General features: G+C 60.5%; 14 protein-coding genes and 1 tRNA gene. 9 read left to right on the forward strand and 6 right to left on the reverse strand.

Translation table 11 applies throughout. The features are described 5' to 3' along the window. The first annotated feature begins 268 nt into the window (after positions 1–268). The 5 genes from Q5H93_RS13625 (at position 269) to Q5H93_RS13645 (ending at position 8,638) form a co-directional block, all read left to right on the forward strand. Entirely contained in the window at positions 269–1,186 is a 918-nt protein-coding gene (locus tag Q5H93_RS13625) for a hypothetical protein (protein WP_305007104.1), read from the forward strand. 48 nt (positions 1,187–1,234) lie between these two features. Continuing rightward, positions 1,235–4,783: a hypothetical protein gene (locus Q5H93_RS13630; RefSeq protein WP_305007106.1), complete on the forward strand. Its 3,549-nt coding sequence runs from the start codon at positions 1,235–1,237 to the stop codon at positions 4,781–4,783. A gap of 251 nt (positions 4,784–5,034) precedes the next feature. Further along, entirely contained in the window at positions 5,035–6,603 is a 1,569-nt protein-coding gene (locus tag Q5H93_RS13635; protein ID WP_305007107.1) for a T9SS type A sorting domain-containing protein, read from the forward strand. Further along, entirely contained in the window at positions 6,600–6,800 is a 201-nt protein-coding gene (locus Q5H93_RS13640; RefSeq protein WP_305007108.1) for a hypothetical protein, read from the forward strand. Before Q5H93_RS13635 ends, Q5H93_RS13640 begins: the two co-directional genes overlap by 4 nt. 491 nt (positions 6,801–7,291) lie before the next feature. Beyond that, a complete protein-coding gene (locus Q5H93_RS13645) occupies positions 7,292–8,638 on the forward strand; it encodes a T9SS type A sorting domain-containing protein (RefSeq protein WP_305007109.1) in 1,347 nt (448 codons plus the stop codon). A gap of 305 nt (positions 8,639–8,943) precedes the next feature. Here the strand turns inward: Q5H93_RS13645 and Q5H93_RS13650 are convergent, their stop codons facing one another. The 4 genes from Q5H93_RS13650 to Q5H93_RS13665 form a co-directional block, all read right to left on the reverse strand. Next, positions 8,944–10,344, reverse strand: a complete 1,401-nt coding sequence (locus tag Q5H93_RS13650; RefSeq protein ID WP_305007110.1) for an RtcB family protein — start codon at positions 10,342–10,344, stop codon at positions 8,944–8,946. Between the two features lie 136 nt (positions 10,345–10,480). Beyond that, a tRNA-Pro gene (locus tag Q5H93_RS13655) sits at positions 10,481–10,551 on the reverse strand. An 850-nt stretch (positions 10,552–11,401) separates the two neighbouring features. Continuing rightward, the gene (locus tag Q5H93_RS13660; protein WP_305007111.1) at positions 11,402–12,244 is read right to left on the reverse strand and encodes a TIGR02452 family protein; all 843 of its coding nucleotides are present in this window, start codon (positions 12,242–12,244) and stop codon (positions 11,402–11,404) included. A gap of 351 nt (positions 12,245–12,595) precedes the next feature. Then, positions 12,596–14,119 carry a TROVE domain-containing protein gene (locus tag Q5H93_RS13665; RefSeq protein ID WP_305007112.1) on the reverse strand — a complete coding sequence of 508 codons (1,524 nt, stop codon included), beginning with the start codon at positions 14,117–14,119 and terminating at the stop codon, positions 12,596–12,598. Between the two features lie 705 nt (positions 14,120–14,824). On the opposite strand from Q5H93_RS13665, the gene Q5H93_RS13670 reads away from it, so the two are divergent. Beyond that, positions 14,825–15,730, forward strand: a complete 906-nt coding sequence (locus tag Q5H93_RS13670) for a histone deacetylase family protein (RefSeq protein ID WP_305007113.1) — start codon at positions 14,825–14,827, stop codon at positions 15,728–15,730. Positions 15,731–15,754: 24 nt separating this feature from the next. Next, positions 15,755–16,744, forward strand: a complete 990-nt coding sequence (locus tag Q5H93_RS13675; protein ID WP_305007114.1) for a J domain-containing protein — start codon at positions 15,755–15,757, stop codon at positions 16,742–16,744. Between the two features lie 90 nt (positions 16,745–16,834). Here Q5H93_RS13675 and Q5H93_RS13680 read toward each other — a convergent pair whose 3' ends face one another. Next, entirely contained in the window at positions 16,835–17,542 is a 708-nt protein-coding gene (locus Q5H93_RS13680) for a PD-(D/E)XK nuclease-like domain-containing protein (protein ID WP_305007115.1), read from the reverse strand. 143 nt (positions 17,543–17,685) lie between these two features. Here Q5H93_RS13680 and Q5H93_RS13685 point away from each other — a divergent pair, with 143 nt between their 5' ends. Further along, entirely contained in the window at positions 17,686–18,402 is a 717-nt protein-coding gene (locus tag Q5H93_RS13685) for an EcsC family protein (protein ID WP_305007116.1), read from the forward strand. Positions 18,403–18,460: 58 nt separating this feature from the next. Here Q5H93_RS13685 and Q5H93_RS13690 read toward each other — a convergent pair whose 3' ends face one another. Continuing rightward, positions 18,461–19,156 carry a TIGR02117 family protein gene (locus Q5H93_RS13690; protein ID WP_305007117.1) on the reverse strand — a complete coding sequence of 232 codons (696 nt, stop codon included), beginning with the start codon at positions 19,154–19,156 and terminating at the stop codon, positions 18,461–18,463. 235 nt (positions 19,157–19,391) lie between these two features. Between Q5H93_RS13690 and Q5H93_RS13695 the strand changes: the two genes are divergently transcribed. Beyond that, positions 19,392–20,258, forward strand: a complete 867-nt coding sequence (locus tag Q5H93_RS13695; protein ID WP_305007118.1) for a phosphatase PAP2 family protein — start codon at positions 19,392–19,394, stop codon at positions 20,256–20,258. The last annotated feature ends 223 nt before the right edge of the window (positions 20,259–20,481 follow it).

The raw sequence follows: 20,481 nt of genomic DNA on the forward strand, positions 1-20,481 counted from the left end.
AAAAAGCCCTCTTGGCCGATTGGTCAGGAAGGCTTTTTTTAGGGGCCTGCTCCTGATTGCAACTCTGCAATGGAGCAACGGGCGAAGGAATTGGAGTGCTCTTGTAAGCCAATTTGGTAAAGGTGATTAGAGGCAAATAAATACTCGCGGGGCGTTTTTTGTGGTCTGCATAATAATACCGTAAAATATTTTTCATCAGGCCTGTACCGCTTTTCGAATTTCCATTTACCTTGCGTCTTCATTCACTACTTTTTCACCTTCCTCATTTATGAGAAAAAACTACCCTCCCCCCGCGACTGCCCGTCTCCTGTGGCTGGCGTTGTGTCTTGTTGCCCTGCTGCGGCCCGGACTGACGCTGGCGCAGTTCAATCATCCACAAGATACCCTGTTCGGCTGTGGCACCCAGCGCGACACGGCACAGCAGCGTAGCATCGTGCTGCCGAACAGCTCGTGTACAGATTGGTATGGCTACTCCCCGGAGTTCTACGCTAAGCAAGGACTGCCGGAAATCCCCATCAAAAAGGTACGCATCATGTTTCATGTGTATCAGAAAGATGACGGTACAGGCAACTGGCAATCGCCGGCGCAGGACGGAGGGCTGGATGAGCCTATTCTGACCGGGCTACTAAACGGACTCACCAATTTCCCAACTCCCGGCTCACCCCACTTCCGGGGCCTGAACGAACTGTACGGGCAACTCGACAATGTGCTGCTGGCCAGTGGTGGCGGCAACCAAACGGTCACGCCCGCTACTGGCTCCGACGCGGATACCCGCATTCGTTTTCAACTGGAAGGAATTCGCTACTACCGGTCCACGGAATTGTACGATATGTCGACCGGCAGCCCCCAAGGCTGTATTGGCAGCACGGGCAGCCAGGGACAATATTGCGGCCGTTATTACTACAAGACAGTCGTAACTAATACGACCGACAATCAGTTTGGCAATGGCCAGCTAGCGCTTACGCATGACCAACAATACAACGTGCTGCATATATTCTGGGCCGAGCACCCGGGCGTAGCCAGCACCAAAGTCGACGCGTTTGGAAATCTGACTTCCCGCTATCAATCGGGGGGAGTAGCGGGCAATGGCTGGAGCATACCAGCTCCCTACTTTACCCTGCGTGGGCAGTATTGGCTGGTTAAACACTATCAATGGGGCTCCATTCAGGGCAGCTTGCCCGGCTAGGACCCGCAAAATGGACTCCGCAAAACACTGTTCCTTCTGGCGCACGAAATGGGCCACTGCTTGGGGCTGGGCCACTCGTGGTGGGGGCTGGACTGTCCGCTGGTGCCAGGGGGGCCATTAACTCCCGGCGAAAACAGCACCAACAACATCATGGATTACCCCTGGCTACCAGGCTTATCATTGTCGCAGTGCCAGATTGGTAAAATGCACTACTACCTTGGCCACGAGGGTGGTGCCTCACTGCTCGCCTACGGCACTGGCATGGATAACCTCACGGTATCCGACTACTGCCAGCAGGACGGAACGCAGGATATTACTATTCCAACTGGCAGTTCGCAAGTGTGGGAAGCCGCGCACAACACGCAGGCCAGCACTATCAGCATCGAAGACGATGCGACGCTCATTATTCGCTGCCGCATCGGCGTAGTAGGTCCGGAGATGAACATCAAGCTGGGCAAAAACGCGAAGCTGATTCTGGACCGGGGGACGCTGGGCAACTTTGCTACCAGCGAACAGCATGAGTGTCCGCAGGACGTGTTTGTGTATATCAACGGTGCCGGTGGGTTGGTCGAGATTCAAAACGGGGGCGGCTTCATCTCCGAGCACCTACGCGTAGCGTTTTACGGCGATGTATCGTTGCACATCCCCCGGGTGCCGGTGCTGCTGGATGGTGCCCAGCTCTATTTGAAATCTGATAGCTACCTCTGTCTGGAACCTGGGGCGGAATTTACATATCGTGGCCCGGCCAGCTTCAATATCGACGCCAGCACTACTCTGGGCCTGCACGCAGCCGTGCAGCTAAATCCTGCTCCTAACTGCACAACTGAACCTTGCAAGCTGGCCCAAACGGCCAGCGCCTTGCGAGCCACGGTAGCTGGCAGCAATGCTCCAGCCAGTATCTGCGCTGGCAATTCCTTGTTGCTGGAAGTGTATTTCCCACAGTTTGCCCTGGTGCCGACCGTAGAATGGCGCCGCAATGGCTCGCCGGTAAGCCCCAATGTATCCACTAATCCCTGGGCTTACACCGATTCGCCAGACCAGGTTACCGATTACGAAGTAGAGCTAAGCTGGCCGGGCACTTCCTGTGCTCCTCTGATACTGCGCTATCACCAACAGGTGCTGCCTAACCCTAGCATCACACTGTCAAGTACGCAATTGGACATCTGCGGCAATGGCACCGAAGCATGGTATCTGCCCGATGGTCGGCTGAACCTGAACGACCCGGTCTGGGGCCTGATACGCCAGGCGGCTGACCCTGCTATCGTAGCGAACCAAGGTGGCTGCTTCAAATGGGCCGACAATTCGTTCGTTAAAAACGGCATCTTCGACCCGGTAGCGGCGGCGGCCCAAGGGCCCGGTCCCTACACGCTGAGTCTTGGCCATTATGATGACTGCTACGACCCTACCAGCTGCTTCGCTGCGGCCGAAGTAACGCTGAACATCCACGGTGGACCGGTCTTTCAGATTCCCCCCCCCGACCCGGTGTGCGCCGGCAATTCGGTTAGGCTTACGGCTAGTGCGGCTAACGGTATCACATACCACTGGCAGCCCGGCAACCTTACCGGCTCCAGCGTAACCGTGACGCCCGCCACCACCACTACTTATACCGTGACTGGCACCGGCCGCAACAGCTGCCCAGCTACTCAACAGGTAACCGTGACGGTGCAGCCGGCCACTTGCCTGGCTTGCTTAGGCAACAACTACAAAGATGTGAGTGGCAGCGGCCCGGTCCTATCGGCGTATACCTTCGCCAGCAACAGCACCTACGTTTTCAACACCAGCACCATTCTCACAACCGGCACGTTCGTAGTGGAGGAAGGGGCCCGGCTGCTGTTTGGCCCCGGCGTTCGTCTGACGTTGGTAAACAATGCCCAGTTAGTGCTGGCAGGCGGCACACTCACGGCCCTCTGCACCGAGATGTGGGACGGCATCGTGGCCACACGCACCAGCCGGGGCGTAGTGGCCGTCAGACCCACCGGTAGTGTGAGTCATTCCGAAATCAGCCACAGCCGCAACGGTCTCATCGTGCAATCGGACCAGGTGGCCGTGGGATTCCAGCCTACCCTGCAGCTGACATACGTCGCGTTTCTGCACAATGGGCAGAGCATTCAACTCACCAATACCCCCAACTCGCCCGCCTTCACCGGCCTCGTTACCGATTCGCGCTTCGACTCGGACCCGCAGCAGATGCGCGCGCCTTGGCAGTACCAGTCGGCCCGCGACCAGCACGTCACGCTCCGCCACTTCTACCTCGACGGCAACTGCGCCGGCCTTACGGTCAGCAATTCCCGGTTCGACCACTCCCTGTATGATTTCTGGATGCCCGCTGGCACGGCTTTCACTGCCTCGAACAACGAGTTCCACAATTTCTACATCGCCGCCGTTTTTGCCCACGACTACCTGCTCCCAAACACGCGCCTAAGTCTGAATAAATTTTACTATCCCGTGGCGGCCAACGAAATCCTTCTGAGCGACAGTCCGCAGTTGCAGGAAGCCTACGGCGAGCTGGCAGGCATGGAAGGAGCCGAAGCCGTGCTCCGGCGCAATGTGTGCGTAGGCATCTACGGAACAACAGGCACGAACAGTACCAGCACTTTTACGCTGGAAGGCTGCCAGTTTTTCGGCCAGAACTACGGCGGCACCACCGGCCCCACCACCTTCACCCCCACCCAGCCCTACGCGCAGTATGGCGTAGTCGTCAGCGGCGGCATTTTGCGCAACAACACCTTCCAGCGCCTGCAGCTGGGCTACCAGAGTACCTCCACGCAGACCGGCGGCATCGTGAAGGGCAACGCATTCGAGAACTGCTACGTGGGCCTGAACTTTCGGGATGGCAATGGCTACGTCAGCAGCTACGTGGGCTCAGCCGAGGTGAGCTGCAACTCTTTCACCCGCACCCAGCTGGTGCCCTTCGGACCAAGCTACGGCATCTTCCGCGACTTCTGCCAACGTCGCATTGCCAGCGACCCCTGTACGCAGATTAACCTGACCTCAACGCCGGGGACATTAGCCAACCCCAACGGCACTCCCCGCTTGCTGAAAAATGAGTTTGTGGATGACCGCCCAGCTCCGAGTATATACAACCCGTTCTGGCACGTCTGGAACGGCGTAGATGAAGGGTACACGACTAATCAGATGCAGTACTATACCTTCACCAATCGCATGGCTGGCATCGTAGGTGGCCCTCAAAGCGGGAACAACAGCGCCGTAGTTGTCATGGACGCGGGAACTGACATTGATGACTTTAATGATTGCGAATGGGAAGGCTACGACAACGGCTTGCAATTCCGCCCTAGCACTCCGCTCACTACTCCCACGGCTACCACTCGCGACATGGCCAAGCCCTTCTACCTGGCCCAGAACGTGCCCAACCCCTGCACGGGCACCGCGAGTGTTACCTACCGCGCTGTCACCGACCAGAGGGTCGAGTTGGTCGTGCGCCACTACATCAGTGGGCAAGTGCTCCGGCGGCAAGCAGTAGCCGCCGGGGAGCACACGACTGAGTTAAACCTGCAGGGCTTGCTACCTGGCCCCTACCACTACACCCTGGAAGTGGGTGGGCAGATTACGGCACACCGTAACGTACTCGTACAATGAGCACCTGGATTTCAGCTTTCCGAGTATCTGCCCGCTGGGCCTGTCTGCTGTTAGTCTTGCTGGCATTGCGCGGCAACGCCCAGCCAACCCTTGCCTGGGAGCGTACGGCCCGCATTGACTATGCCAGAGCGCGATTCATGTTTGAATTGCCGGGGCATCGCTTTGTGCATACCGGGTCTTCTTACGTAGGAACACCATCCAATCAGCACCAAGAGATAGTTCTGTACGTAACCACGGCGCAAGGGGACACGGTGCGCTACCGGCATCTCAACCGCAACCGACCGGTTGATGCGGAGTTAGTAACGGGTGTTGTACTGGAGCCCGATTATTCTCTCACATATTTTGGCAAGCGCAATGAGCGCGTCGGGAGTACCGGCGTCAGCAGCACGTTCTTTTTAGCGAACCTTGATACCCTAGGCCAGTTGCGTTGGAACCAGTATTACCCCTGCGACGGCTCATCTCCCGGCACGCTCCTCCGCCAGCCTGATGGCTACCTGCTGCTCACCAACGTCTATGAGCGCATCGGCACGAGCAATGTCCCTCACGGTCAACTCACAAAAGTTAACTTGCAACAGCAAGTGGTCTGGCAGCGAGATTACCACAGCCAAGGCTATCGAGGGGCAGGCCAGTTCACGGATATCATCGCCCACCCCGACGGCTCCTACCTCGTCGGGGGACTCTGCGACCGCAGCCCGGTCTATAACGGCGGCTCGTCGTACCTGCGCCTAGACTACTGGCTGCTTAAACTACGCCCCAACGGCGATACCATCGCCACCACTCACTGCGGCGACCCCGCCCGCTACGAGCGCGTCACGGCCCTACGCCTGCTTCCCGGTGACGCCTTGGCCCTGGCCGGCGTGCAGGCCGACGGCAACCAGAAGGAAAACCCCCAACTCCTGCGTCTCGACAATGCCCTGCGCCCTCAGCCGCAGTGGACCCGGGACGAGTCGAATCCGAACATCGAAGACAACCCCCACGCCTTTCTATTGCCCCTACAATCAGGGGCCATTGTCACCGGCGGCCAGCAATACAATACCTCTTTCAACCCCCGCACTTGGGCGCACCTGCTATGCCTCAATCCTACAGGAACGGTGCAGTGGGAAGTGCTGCGTCAGTATCCCAACCGTATCTACAATGGGTACTCTACCTGCCTCGTGCCAGCCGACGGGGCCGCTTATCTAAGCGGCGGTGCACTCGACGGTAGCACAGGCAGCGGCCCACTCAATGCCACGGGCCTGCTGAGCAAGTACGCGGGCGTGGGCCTGGCCTACCAGCCCGACCTGTGCCGCACCCCGCCCACGGCCAGCTTCGCCCCCGCCTTCAACGCGGCGGGCGACTCCGTGCTGGTACTCGACCAGTCTACAGCCGGCCCCACCTACGGCGAGCTCGTGGCCTGGCACTGGGACTTTGGCGATGGCAGCAGCTACGACGGCCCTACCCCGCCCTGGCACCGCTACGCCACGCCCCCCGGCCCCGCCCTGCGCCTGACGCTGACCGTGACCAATAACCTCGGCTGCCAGCACACCACCACCCTGCTGCCGCTGGCTTCCCGCGCCCAGCAACTGCAAGCCCGCCTCAGCCTCTACCCTAACCCGGCCACCGAGGCCGTGACCGTCGCACTCGACGGCCTGCGCCCGCAACCAGCCCTGCCGCTGGAAGTCGTCAACGCCTTGAGCCAGGTCGTGCTGCGAACGACGGCCGCGCCCCGCCAAGGCAAGCTCAGTCACATACTGGACCTACAGTCACTGTCACCGGGTGTGTACCTCGTGCGCCTGCATACAGCGGATGGCATCGTTTGCAAACGCTTCGTCGTTCGATGAGGACGCGTACCACCAACCAAAGCGTGAAGCTAGTCGTGCGGCACTACATCAGCGGGCAGGTACTGCGGCAGCAAGCGGTGCCCGCCGGTGAGCACACCACCGAGCTCGACCTGCGGGGCTTGTTGCCCGGCCCCTACCACTACACTCTGGAAGTGGGGGGCGCCATCGTTGCTCATCGTAATGCCCTGGTACAATGACCCGCCGAATTCTGTCTTTGCTAATGTGGCTAAGCTGGAGCGGTCTGCTGACCGCTCCAGCCTTGCTGCCGCTGCGTAGCAGCGCCCAGCCGAGCCTGGCCTGGGAACGCCCCGTAGGCCTGGTCAATAACCGTAGCCCGTATTTCGGGAGTAGTGTATTCTGCTTCGAGCTACCTGGGCATCGTTTTGCACATTGCAGTATAGCTCAAATTGGCCTTTTACCGAATGACCATCTTGAAATATGCCTGCGCGTCACGACAGCACAAGGCGATACTGTACGCTACCGAAACCTTAACCGAAATCGCAACGTCGACGCAGAGGTGGTAACTGGAGCTGTACTGGAACCTGATTATTCGCTCACCTATTTTGGTGCTCGCGTAGAGAGAACTGCCACCAGCTATACCATCACTAACTGCCTGACCAATTTAGACACTCTAGGGCGAATACGCTGGACGTACTCATACCTTGGGGTGGGAGCTGGTACGGGCACTATGCTCCGGCAGCCCGATGGCTATCTACTGTTAACTAATATATACGAACGTGTCGGCACCAGCAATATCCCTCACGGCCAGCTGACCAAAGTAGACTTACAAGGGCAGGTGGTATGGCAGCATGACTACCACAGCCAAGGCTATCTAGGCCTCGGTAAACTTACTGATATCATAGCTCACCCCGACGGCTCCTACCTGCTGGCCGGCCTCTGCGACCGCAGCCCCGTGTACACCGGCGGCTCGGCCTACCTGCGCCAAGACTACTGGCTGCTCAAGCTGCGACCGAATGGTGATACCATTGCTACCACCCACTTCGGCGACCCCGCCCGCTACGAGCGGGCCACCGCCCTGCGCCTGCTGCCCGGCGACGCCTTGGCCCTGGCCGGCGTGCAGGCCGACCAGAACCAGATTGAGAACCCCCAACTGCTACGCCTCGACAACGCCCTGCGCCCCCGCCCGCAGTGGACCCGCAACGAACCAAACCCCAATCTAGAGGATAGTCCTTACCGCTTCCTGCTTCCGCTCCAATCGGGCAATATACTAGCGGGCGGTATGCAGATAAACGTTTCACGAGATGTACGGGCACAACTACTATGTTTGAGCACGAGCGGTACCCCGCAGTGGGAAATTCTGCGCCAGTACACTTTCCGCCGCTACACCAGCTTTGCTACCTGTCTCGTAGCAGCGGATGGCGCAGCTTACCTCAGCGGTCTGGCTCAAGATGGCGGCCTTGGCAACGGCACACTCATCAATGGCACGGCTCTACTAAGTAAGTACGCGGGCGTGGGCCCGGCCTACCAGCCCGACCTGTGCCGCACCCCGCCCACGGCCGCCTTCACCCCTGCTTTCTCCGCTCAAGGTGATTCTGTGCTCGTGCTCGACCAGTCCACCCCCGGCCCCACCTACGGCGAACTCGTGGCCTGGCACTGGGACTTCGGCGACGGTAGCAGCTACGATGGCCCCACCCCGCCCTGGCACCGTTACGCCACCGCGCCCGGCCCTGGCCTGCAAGTGCGCCTGACCGTGACCAACAACCTGGGCTGCCAGCACACCACCACCCTGCTGCCGCTGGCTTCCCGCGCCCAACAGCTGCAGGCCCGCTTAACCCTCTACCCTAATCCGGCTACCGAGGCCGTAACCGTCGCACTCGATGGCCTGCGCCCGCAAGCCACCGTGCCACTGGAAGTAGTCAACGCCCTGGGCCAGGTCGTGCACCAGACCACAGCCACACCGCACCACGGCGCGCTTAGCCAGAAGCTGGACCTGCGGACGCTGCCTGCCGGGATATATGTGGTGCGCCTGCGCACCCAGGAAGGCACTATTACCAAACGACTGGTCCGGCAATGAGTGGCCGCTATCCCTTGCTCACAGCAGGCCAGCGCCTGGACGATACCCAGTCCGAAATCGACAACTATGTAATTCCGTAGGTTATCGGCCTAAAATTGAACCCACTCAATGGGCTTTACAACCTGTTTTTAAACTTTATATCTAACAAAAAAGCGCCGGCTTGTATGAGCCGGCGCTTTTTTGTTGCACGAAATTCTCTTGCGTTTTGCTCTACATTTTTAGGGCTCGTCAAAAACGTAGAGCAAAACCATCCCGCACTTTGCTCTACGTTTTCAAGCTTTCTCAATACTGTAGAGCAAAACTGCCTAAGCCCCATCCATTCGCACGATTTTTGGCGTGAACGTGCCCAGCACATCCACCAGTTCCTGCTGGCTGGCCATCACGGTCCGGATGTCCTTATACGCCTGCGGAGCCTCATCGAGCCCGCCGCCGATGAGCTCGACGCCGAACGAGGCGAGGTACTTGCGCACCTGCGCTTCGCCCAGCTCGGCCTTGGCGCGGGTGCGCGACATGAGCCGCCCGGCCCCGTGCGAGGCCGAGGCCAGCGACGCCGCCAGCCCCCGCCCCCGCACGATGAAGCCCGGGGCCGTCATCGAGCCGGGGATGATGCCCAGCACGCCCGCGCCGGCCGGCGTGGCGCCCTTGCGGTGGGTAATGACCTCGCGGCCATCGGCCAGCCGTTCCTTCCAGGCGAAGTTGTGGTGGTTTTCCACCTTCGCCAGGGGCCGCTCGCCCAGGGCCTTGGCCAGGCGCCGGTGAATCTGCTCGTGGCAGGCCGAGGCGAAATCGCCGGCCAGGTTCATAGCGGCCCAGTATTCCTGGCCGGCTTCGGTGTCGAGGCCCAGCCAGGCGAGGTGCTGGGCTTCGTTGGGCAGCTTGCACACGTCGCGGGCCAGGCCGGTGTAGTGCTGCGCGATGCTCGCGCCCAGGCCCCGCGAGCCCGAGTGCGAGAGCACGCCCAGGTACTGGCCCAGGGGCAGGCCCATTTCGTTCTGCGGGTCGGTGATGTCCACCAGCCCGAACTCCACGAAGTGGTTGCCCGAGCCGGAGGTGCCCACCTGCTCCACCGCCGTGGCCTGCTTGTTTTTCAGGAACGGGATGGCCGTGAACTCGTCGCGCTCCAGCACCGGGTGCGCCAGCCGCTGCCCGCGCTCGAAGCCCTTGCCCCCGCCGAAGCGGGTGTTGTCGAGCAGAATTTTCTTCAGCTCCTGGGTGCGCTGGGCGAGATACTTGGCCGGCAAATCGTACACCGACAAAGCCATGCGGCAGCCGATGTCCACGCCCACGGCGTAGGGAATGACGGCGTTGTCGGTGGCCAGCACGCCGCCGATGGGCAGGCCGTAGCCGTGGTGGGCATCGGGCATGAGGGCGCCGGCCACAGTCACGGGCAGCTTCATGGCCGTTTCCATCTGGTGGATGGCGCCCGGCTCGATGTGCTCGGCCCCGAAAATGGTGTACTCCTTGCGGGCCACCAGCTCGATGTGGCGGCTGGGTGCCGGCAGCAGCGCGGCCGCCGTATGGCTCCAGTCGAGGTGCGTGAGGTAGTCTTTGGGGTTCTTCAGCAGCTGGCCCAGCAGTTCCAGCTGGTCGGTTTTCGAGAGTTTTTTGAGGTGCTTGCGCTGCAGCTGGGCCAGCGCCAGCCCGATGGCGCGACCTTCTGGGAAACCCAGTTGGCGAAGGTCATTGCCGCGTAATAGATTAGCCATAAAAATGGTAGTTGCACGAAAGGGAAACGCTCATTTCGGCGTTTCGTCGTTGATTGAACAAAAAAATAAAACGGACCGGGCAACGGGCGCGCCACCCGTGTTGTGCTCTAACCAACTGAGCTACCGACGGCCTCGCAGCCCACGGGCCGGACTCGAACCGGCGACCCCATCGTCCCTAACGAAGTAAGGCGGCGCTACGGCACCGGCCCGTTTTATTCAGAAAAAAGCCGGAGCAACAGGCGGCTTACGTTTTGCCAAAAGGCGACGTGACAGGTCGAAGGAACGCAAGCCTACGGCATCCGGCCGCAAGAGGAAAATAGCAATAGTCTGCCCGGGGCAACAGGCGCCCGGCCTCCAAAATCCTGCTCTACCGCTGAGCTACGGCCGCCACCCAAAGGCAGCTGTCGGCGGGAATCGAACCCGCGACCTGGGCATTAAAAGTGCGAAGTATGGCCGGGCTACGACACCCGGGCAGGCTACTGCAAAAGGCAGCAAGGCAATGGACTAAAATCAGTTGCTCAACCAACCGAGCAGCACCGCCGGTTTTACTTAATTAAGTGGAGGCGGTGGAAAGAATCGAACTTCCGAAGGAATGATTTTATACGGCACCTGCTGCCAGTATTTTGTTTCCGATTGGGGCAACAGTCGCCGGGCCAGCCGGGGTGGCCCTACCATTGCGCGGACGCCCTGCCTCGCGGCAGCACTTCGGGAGTCGAACCCGCGACCAGCCCCTGTTTGGGAGCGAAGGAAGGCCCGGCTACGGCACCCAATCGGAAACGTAAGCTTGAAAAATTATCCGCAAAAATTCGGGGCAACAGGCGGCAGGCGCAATGTTTTCGTCCACCAGCCGAAGCTGGCAGCAGGATTCGAACCCGCGAGATGAGGCCAGGCCTCACCCGAAAACTTTACCACGAAGTAGCGCCCATCTACGGCACCCGAACCAGGCGCGGCTAGCCGAGTTGGGACGGGCCACCGCAGTGGCGCCGCCCCGGCCGGCGACTGCCCCAAATGGGCAGCCGTCTTCCTAACATCAGCATAGTAAGTGAGAGGTTAACGATTAGAGAAACGGTTTTAGTGCCCGCTCAAAGGCGAGCAAAGTGTCGTGCGGCGGCTTGGGGTCGAAAATGGCGAAGTCAATGCGCCGGAACCGCCCCCGAATCCGCTCATCCGCCAGCGCTTCGGCGAAAAGCTCGGCCACCTCGGCCGGCTCGTTGCCAAATACGCCGCAGCCCCAGGCCCCCAGCACCAGGTTGGCAATACCGTGGCGGGCGGCCGCCGCCAGCACCAGCCGCAAGCGGCGCTGCATGGTGGGTCGCAGCTGCGGCAGCAGCTCGGGCGAGTTGCGGCGCAGCGCCCCGGCATTCACGGCCGGGGCCGTGATAAAATCAACAGTGAAAGGCTGTTCCAGCCACTCGCCCGCCTCGCCGCGAAACACCGGCACGCCCGGCGAGTAGATGAAGTAGTCGCTGTAGAGGCCGGTGCTGTCGGGCCGGGCGTTGTGGGCGTACATCTCCCGAAACTGCGTCAGGCACGGATACAGCCCCGACGACCGCGCCAGACTTTCCTCCTGCGCCTGGCTGCCGCCCAGGAAGCCCCCGCCCGGGTTGCGAGCCGAGGCGAAGTTCAGGCAGCCCACGCGCCCGCCGGGCTTGGCCAGCGCGGCCGCCGCTTCCAGCGTAGTGGCCTGGTACACCTGCACTCCGGCCGGAGCACCGGCGGGCTTTTCCAGCTCACGCAGCAGCTCATCGGCCTGGTTGGGCCGGTAGAGTACGCTGCCGGTTTCGGCGGCGCGCTGGGCTTCGGCCAGCGGCACGCGCTGCTGTTCAGCGGTATGGTAAGCGCCCTGCGCCAGCGCGTCGAGCGTGCTTTGGGCAATGCGTTGGCGGATGTCGCGGTTCATAAAAGTCAATTAAAAAGTCGGAAAAACTATTAGTAAAGGCAACTAGCCTGCAGGTTCCGAATTACTTCCTGGTTCCTAACCAGGCGGGTCTGCGCCCTTAACGAAGCATGCCTGCAGTACGGCACCTTACTATTCAAGCAATATTTTTACGGCACTAAACTGACTGGGCAACAAGCGCCGGACCACCAGACTCCGGGTTATTAGCCCGGCGAGGAATTGCACCTCCATCGTAGGTTCAGAACGAAGTAAGTCGCGACTACGGCACCAGTCAGGCCGCGCACCATCGGCTAGCGGTGGCGGTGCGAAAGGCGGCCGGGGGTTCCGCTTTATTGCCCGGCCGGTTTCGCGTAATTACAATTCAATCTTCTCGATTTCGCTCAGCGCCGAGCCGCCGTTTTCCACGGCATTCAGCACGTCGAACACTTTGTCGGACCAGCCCGCAATCAGGGCCACGCCATTTTCGGGGCGCACCTCGAGCGGCGTGGCACCGTGGCCGGCCAGGTCGAAGAGGTAGAGGCGGGCCTGGGACGCCACGGTGCGGCGGTACTCGGCCCATTCCCGGGCGATGGTGCCGCCGTCGCCGGTGCTGTTCCACAGTTGCGCGTCGGTGAAAATCATTACCTTGTCAACCACTTCGCGGCGCTGGCGCAGGTCCCGAATTACCAGGTAGCCGTTGGTGGAGTAGCCCACCTCGCCTTCGCGGCGGTAGAATTCGTCCACGTTGCGCAGCACCGGCCCGCGGGGCAGCGCCACCTGCTTCCAACGGTCGCCGAACATGCCGGTAATCACCTGCTGGCAGCGGCTTTGCAGCAACATACCCAGCACCAAACCTACGTCGTAGAGCAGCACTTTGCTGTGCGCTGAAATCGGCTGCTGCATCGAGCCCGACACGTCGCAGGCCACCACCACGCGGGTGTCGGCGCCGAAGCCGCGCAGGTTGGCCGCACTGTGGGCAATGGCGTCTTCCAGGGCCGTCAGCACCGCCGCTACGTGGCCGCTTTGCACGGTTTTCACCTCGCGGTAAGCGGCCAGGAAGCGGAAGGGCAGCTGCTTGCTGCGCGCTACCGCCGGCTGGCTGGCCAGCGTAGCGCACACCAGCGTCATCGCCTCGGCCGAAACCTTGGCTTCGAGGATGTTGCGCAGGTTGCGGAGCAAAGCCATGTAGCCCAGCTTGCCGCTGCCAATCAGCTCCTCCCACTTCTGGCGGAAGGCCGTTTCGCGCTCCTGCGGCGTGGCGTAGGCCACCTGCCCCTGCGCCGACAATTCCGTTTCCCAGGTGTAGGGCGTGGGCAATTCGCCGCGCACCAGCTGGTCGAACAGGGCTTGCTGAGCCGCATCCTTGGCCGTGGGGTGCACCAGGAACAGCGCATCGCGCAGGCGCACCGCCCCATCCCGGTCGTACTTGGCCAGCTGGTAGCCGTCGAAGCGGTTGAAGGCTTCGGCCAGGCCCCGCTGCACCTGTTTCGACAAGCGGCCCAAGGTTTTACGGCCGCTACGGGCGTTGGCCTGGGCATAGTAGGCCAGGATTTCCGTGATTTCGTCGGCCCGCTGCACCACCCGTCCCATGAGGCGCGCTACCAGGCTGTCGCCGTTGTGAATACGCGCCAGCTCGACGGCCAGCACCAGCGGCACCGAGCGCAAATGCAATTGCTCGCGGGCATACACGGCCAGTTGCGCTACGAACTGCGGGTTGTTTTTCGCAATTAATTCGCGCAGGCGCAGCAGACGCGTGTCGGCCTTTTCGTAATATTGGTCGTTGAGGGAGGCCGTCGCCACTGCCGCGTACAGCTCCAGCTGGGGCGTAAGTACGTAAGCCTCTGCGCCAGCGTGGTTCACGGTCTGCGCATTGTTGCGGGAGAAGAAGTTGAAGCGCATGGTGGTGGGAATTGGGAGTGAGAGGTGGTAATTGCGGAGTAAATGGCGGTGTTGCGACAATTATTCCCGCAGTTTTAGTGCGTAATTATTACTGCAATTCAAATTGAATTGGGCGTAGCTTTCCCAGTCGAATAAAAACTAATTTTTATTCGTAAAAATGGGCACAAAAAAGCCCGGCTTTTGGGGAAAACCGGGCTTCTCTGGCGGAGTATGTGACGCAGGATTTAGCTGCGTTTATACTGTCCGGAAAAAGCGCGATTGCTCCAGCTCATACGACCTTCAATTGGCCGCCGGGAATCCTGCTTGGGCTGATTTGTAAGGTGATTGGACAACATGAGGGAGAAAAGCTAAGCGGCTAAGCAGCCTGACTTACAACAAAAAACCCGGGCTGTCTGGCCCGGGCTGCATCTACTTTCAGGAGTACTGAAATTAGCTGTGTACCACGAGCCCACGCTGCCGTTCTGGCTGCATGCTATCCGATTTGCGGCTATTGACTGTGAGGTGATACATTGCTCTGGGGAGTTTGATGTGACAAAGATTGAGGATTAATTTTTACCGCGCAAATTATTTTAAGAAAATTTTCAAAATAATTTTTCGAAGCGAATTAATTAATCATTCAAAACTGCTTTCCCGGCCCTTTACGGGCGGTTAATTACCAGGTTGCGCATTATTAACAAAAACCACATTTTCTCCGTTAGCCCAGCCATGCCTTGCCTCGCCACTTCCGACCGCTATACCCTGGACTTACCGGCGGGCCACCGTTTTCCCATCGCCAAGTATGCGCTCATCCGCGAGCAATTGCTGTGGCAGGGCATCGCCGAGCCGGCCGATTTCTACGACCCCGGCCTGTGCGCCGAGGAGGACATTCGGCGCGTGCATACCGCCGACTACTGGCAGCGCGTGCGCGACCTGCAGCTGTCGGCTACCGAGGTGCGCCGCCTGGGCTTGCCGCAGAGCCCGCAGTTGGTGTTGCGCTCGCTGAGCAGCAGCGCCGGCACCCTGCAATCGGCCCTGCGGGCGCTGGATGATGGCATCGGCCTGAACCTGGCTGGCGGCACGCACCACGCCTTTGCCGACCGAGGCGAGGGGTTTTGTGTGCTCAACGACCAGGCCATTGCCGCCGCCCACCTGCTGGCGCACGGCCGGGCCCGGCAGATTTTAATCGTGGATTTGGACGTGCACCAGGGCGACGGCACGGCAGCTATTTTCCGGCACGAGCCGCGGGTATTCACGTTCTCAATGCACGCCGGGGCCAATTATCCCTTGCGCAAAGAGCAGTCGGACCTGGATGTGGCGCTGGCTCTTGGCACCGGCGACGCGGAATATCTGCAGCTACTCGGCGACACCTTGCCCCGCCTGCTGGCGCAGGTGCAGCCCGATTTTATTTTCTACCAGGCCGGCGTGGATGTGCTGGCGACCGACAAGCTGGGCAAGCTGGCGCTGAGCAAAGCCGGTTGCCGACGGCGCGATGAGCTGGTGCTGGGCCTATGCCATGCGCGGCAGCTGCCGGTGGCCGTGAGCATGGGCGGCGGCTATTCCGAGCGCCTCGGCGACATCGTGGACGCGCACTGCAACACGTTTCAGGTAGCCTTTAATCTGTGGAGCCGCTGAGGGGCCGCCGTACTTTTGCCCGTGATGAGTAACGCCGAACAGTCCTTTCCCTCTCCTATCAACGTGCCGGTGCGGACCGGGCCCTCTACTGGCACGCCCGCGCAACAGGCATTCCAACAGGCCATTCAGGCGGTGGAAAATTTGCGGGAGCAGCTGCGGGAGCTGAAAGATGCCCAGGCGGAAGCCCGCCGCCGCTACTGGCAGCAGGTGGGGCCGGTGGCGGCGCAGGTGGTGGATGCCCGACGGGCTTTGTATGCGCCGCTGGAGGAGGCTTTGCTGTTGAGCTACTTCAACCGGCTGGAAGAGCGGCAGATTACGGGTTTTATCCTCGCCAATGCCCAGGCCTTGCAGGAGCGGTTTGGCGAGAATGAAACGATGATTATTCAGAAGTATGCGCCGACGCGTGGGGCAGCAGCCAGCGCGGCTTCGACGACGACCCACCAAACGGACGACGCCCCGCCGCCCCACGAGCAGGCGGCCGCCCAGTCCCGCGCCCAGCGCAAAACCAAAGCCCAGAAAAAACAGGAAGCCGCCGAGCAGGCTGCCCGCGCCGAGCAGCAGCGCCTGCTATCCAACACCAAAACCGTGTACCGCCAGCTGGCCCGCGCCAACCACCCCGACCTGGAACGCGACCCCACCCAACAGCAGCACAAAACCGCGCTCATGCAGCGCATTACCGAAGCCTACGAGGCCAACGACCTCTACACGCTACTCCAGCTGCTGGCCGAAGGCGGCCCCGCCGATGCCGACTCCGACGACGTGCTGACGCGCTACACCCAGGCCCTGACGCAGCAGCAAATTGAGCTCAAGCAGCAATTGCAAGCACTGAAATTCGGCCCGAACGGCTTTTCCGGCAGCACCGGCAAAAAGCAAGAGTTGGAGCTCCGCCAGCTCAAGCGCGACCTGCGGGCCGAGGCCGAATACATCCAGCACGTGGGGCGGCTGATGCAGGAGCCCAGCGGCATGCGGGAGGTGCTGCGGATGCTGAGCGACGAAGGGCTGGAAACGGTGTAAACTGTCATACTGACGAAGGAAGCATCTTTTCAAGTTCGCACGAAATCGTTGAGGCGTAAGAGGATGCTTCCTTCGTCAGCATGGCAGGTCTTACTCTCCCAGCCCCAGCGCATCCACCGCCGCCTGCACGGCCTCGGCGCGGTAGGATGGCGCCGTCGCGGGCGCTTTCAGCAGCCGCAGCAGGCGCTGGTATTTCTGGCGGCCTTCGTGCAGCATGAGCTCCGTTACTTCGACCGGGAAGACGCCGAAAGGCTCTATTTTCTGCACGCCTACTAGGATGAAACGGTCGGCCTTTAGCGCGTCGGTGTAGAAAGCGGCCTGCCGGTCGTAGTCATACACGGTGCATTGGGAGCGGAAATGCTCGGCGTCGCGGGCAATGGTGGTTTTGAAGTCGATGATGGTGTAGGGTTGGCCGGGCACGTCCACCACCAGGTCGGCGCGCAGCTTGCAGAGCGTGTCGGTTTCGGGCTCGGTGAAGAGGCAGCTGGGCTCGGGCGTGCCTTGCTCCAGCATTTCGGCCAGCTGGGAGTTCATTTTCACGCCATCCACGAGCCACCATATCAAGGTGTCGTTGAGGCCGGGCTGGCCGGGCACGTAGGTATCGGGCTCCAGCAAAGCGGTATGGAAGGCGGTGCCAAACTCCAGAGCGCCGTTGCTGGGGCTGGTTTGGGGGCGCGGCGGGCGGCCGTCGAGGGCATCACGCAGGCGCGAGAGGTCGGAGTTGGCCACGGCGGGCAGGGCGCGGTAGGTATCGTAATCGAGGCGCAGTAAATCGGGGCGGCGGAAGAGTTCGGGCATGAATAGCTAACAGCAAACGGGAGGCAATGGGTCCAGAACGTGTAACGCGAAACTCGGTTTCCGCGCCGGGCGCAACGAGTTTCGACGCCCCTTTATCACGGCGCTCATTTCAGAAACCGCGTCACACGTTCTACCTTCACCCCATGACTCCCGAAGAATACCAGGCTGCCGTCGAGCTGCGGGCGTGGCAGCAGCGCATGCAGCGCCGTCCGTCCTACTTTGGCCGCCTCACCCGCCGCCTGCAGCAGCGCATCAACGGCCTCATTCCCGAGCGCATTCACCAGGCTATTACGGTTGTCATCAAGCAGATGGTGCGCGGCGTGCTGTTCGGCTCCACCTATACCACCCGGCGCCCACTGCTCGATGTAAGTTTCCCCGAGCGCGAAGCCGCGGTACGCATCCGCATCCGCTACTACCAAACTACTGCGGCTACCGAGGGTGCTCTTACCGGCGCGGCCGGCTTTTTCGTCGGCTTGGCCGACTTTCCCCTGCTGCTGGCCCTCAAGCTCAAGTTACTCTTCGACATCGCTGCCCTCTACGGCCACGACGTGAAGGACTACACCGAGCGCCTCTACCTGCTGCACGTGCTGCAGCTGACCTTCTCCAGCCAGCACAACCGCAACAAAGTGTACCGCCGCCTGGCCAACTGGGAGGCCTACCGCCAAACCCTTCCACCCGAGGCCGTCGACTTCAACTGGCGCACCTTCCAGCAGGAATACCGCGACTACATCGACCTCGCCAAGCTGGCCCAGCTACTGCCCGTTATCGGCGCCGCCGTAGGCGCCGTGGCCAACTACAAGCTCATCGAGCAGCTCGGCGAAACGGCCATAAACTGCTACCGAATGCGGAAGGAGTTATGAGTTAAGAATTTTGAGTTATGGGTTAAAAAAAGAAAACTCATAACTCAAAATTCTTAACTCATAACTCCTTTTGGTATTGGTAGAAAATCCCAGTATCGAAAGCCGTCCACCAACTGGCTTTCTGGCCGCAGTATTTCAGGGCGTTATTCGCCCAGGTATTGCAGGTATAGAGAAAGCTATACACGCGCCGCGCCTCATAAAACGAGTCATCGGGTCCGTAGCTGTGGCCCGGAATCCACTGAATGTTGCCCTCGGCATCATGGTCGAAGCTGTCTTTGATGTAGGCGATGAGCCGCCGGTAATCAGCTGGACTGATGGTGATTTTGATGCACTTTTCTCCTTCCTCCATCTCGTGATAGAAGGTAGTGTGCATCGCTGATGAACTCAGGAAAAATGCTGCCTCGAAGGCCGTGCTGGGTTTGAGTTCAGCCCAGGTGGGCGTGTCGAGGTAAAAGCCCTTGTCGCCCCAGCCGAAGGCCAGGTAGCGCATGGTCGGGTCGTTCGACTGCGTATTCTCCAGCTTGATTTCCTTGCTCCAATCAATTATTTCATTGCGAACAGGCGTCACAATGTCGGTGTGGGCACCATTGGAAAGGATGTAAATATCAATCCCTTCAGCTACGTCGGGGCTGGTTTTAGGCACGGTGAGGCGCGACAGCACAAACGAGACGCCCAGGTAAGCCGCCACGGTGCCAGCCACGGCGCCCAGGGTGTAGCCGGCCACTTTGGCCGTTGTTTTCAGAGTAGAATGCATAAGCCGGGAAGAGAAGGCAGACGCAAAGGTCGGCCTTCGGGCGCAGTCTGGCTGCTAACGTCATCCACCACGGCCGGCTTTTTTGCACAATTACCGAGTCGTAGCCATCGTTCAGCCAGCAAATCAGATTAATGGCCCATTAAAATTGCACTCTTCGGAACTAAGCGCTAATATTGAATGATTACCGAGGCCCGTGCCCCGGCACTCGTTCTTCCCGCCCCTATCTCCGACCCGAATGGCTTCCCACCCCACCCGTCCCCGCCGGAAATTTACCCGCACCGCAGGCCTGCTGGCTTTGTTGCCCACCACGCTGGCGGCCCGCGCCCAGTCATTGCCGGCTGATACGCTCCGGCTTAGCCCGGCCGTCGCCATCCACCCGCCGGCCGACAGCCTTGTGGTCCCGCGCTGCCGCCTCAGCCGCGTCTGGCATTGCCCGGCGGTGCGCATGGCGCTGCCGCCGGTCGCCTTCATCACCGCGGGCGCCCTCACCACCCGCAAAGTGGGGATGCTGGATACCGATGAAGAACTGCGCGACGAGCTACAGGAACACGTGCCCGAGCCCAACACCCGCATCGATGACCAGCTCCGCTACGTGCCGGCGTATGCCAGCCTGGGACTAAGCGTGCTAGGTGTCAAGGGTAAGCATAGCACTATCGGGCAGGGCGTGCTCATGGGCATGAGCTACATCGTGACGAACACCATTGTCACTCAGCTCAAAAACGCTACTCAGGTCGAGCGTCCCGATGGTTCAAACTATCATTCCTTTCCTAGCCAGCACACTGCTATGGCCTTTGCCACAGCTACTTTGCTGCACAAGGAATACGGCCACCGCAGTATCTGGTACAGCGTGGCGGGCTACTCGGTGGCGACCGGCGTAGCCACCCTGCGCCTGGTGAAAAACAACCATTGGCTGTCCGACGTCATGGCTGGCGCCGGCGTGGGCATTGCCTCCACGCATCTGGTGTACCTCACCTATCCGCTGTTGGAGCGGGCGGTGCAAAAAATACTACCGCGCCGCCAGCCCGCTACCGCCACCCGCACCCTCATACTGCCCTACTACGCGGCCGGAACCGTGGGCGCCAGCATCGTGCTGGTGCGGTAAGTGACGTAGCAGTTCAATTCCAACGCGCTACTGCAGACCATCGGTTGGGTCTGCGGTAGCGCGTTTTTGTTTACTCGCCTTGCATAGATTTTACAGCCAAATACTTACCAATTATTGAAAACAAAGTGGAGTCACGAAGAATATTGCTATTGAAGGGGTGTTGAGCCTGCCATAGCTAGCTGCGAAGCCATTGCAGCCAAGGGGGGCAAGTCCTCAGGTCTGG

Source organism: Hymenobacter aranciens, from assembly GCF_030580865.1.
Lineage (GTDB): Bacteria > Bacteroidota > Bacteroidia > Cytophagales > Hymenobacteraceae > Hymenobacter > Hymenobacter aranciens.